General features: G+C 36.7%; 1 protein-coding gene. It reads left to right on the forward strand.

Annotated features, from left to right (window positions below; all coding sequences use genetic code 11):
• Positions 1–50: 50 nt before the first annotated feature.
• Positions 51–626, forward strand: a 576-nt coding sequence (locus tag BKH46_RS09335; RefSeq protein ID WP_143428966.1) for a DNA methyltransferase, incomplete at its 3' end; no start/stop codon positions are given.

Raw genomic sequence — 626 nt, forward strand, 5'->3', positions numbered from 1 at the left:
TTGCTAACCTCCCTCCTTATGCTATAATACTCCCATAGTAAGGAGTAGATATGGTTATAGAAACAATGAGAGAAGAGTATAGAGAAAAGATACAAGACCTAAGAGAGAAAGGGATTATTGAGACAGAGAATGCTAGGTTTCTCATTTCACTCATCGATAGAGCTAAGCAGACTGATGAACTCATCAAAATCTTAGGATTAGGTACAAGATATACAAGAACAGGATTCCACTTTGATGTCCGATTAGAAAAGAGTGATAACACCATCAAATTCTTTAAAAAGAACACAGCACTTAGCTTTGATCAAGGAGGGATCAAACATAAACTCATCATTGGAGATAACTACCCTGCCCTACAAAACCTACTCATCACTCATAGAAACAAGATCAAAGTGATTTATATCGATCCTCCCTATGGTAAAGATAGTATGGGTAAAAGTGCTCTAACCAATTACGATAATACAATCACTAGAGATAATCTACTCTCCTCTCTCTATACACGCTTACATCTTGCAAGACAATTACTCACTGATGATGGAGTGATCTTTTGCAGTATCGATGATAAAAACCAAGCCTATGTCAAATGTTTATTTGATGATGTGTTTGGTGAGGGGAATTTTGTGGGGGAT

It is taken from the genome of Helicobacter sp. 12S02634-8 (genome assembly GCF_002272865.1).
Taxonomy (GTDB): Bacteria; Campylobacterota; Campylobacteria; order Campylobacterales; family Helicobacteraceae; genus Helicobacter_J.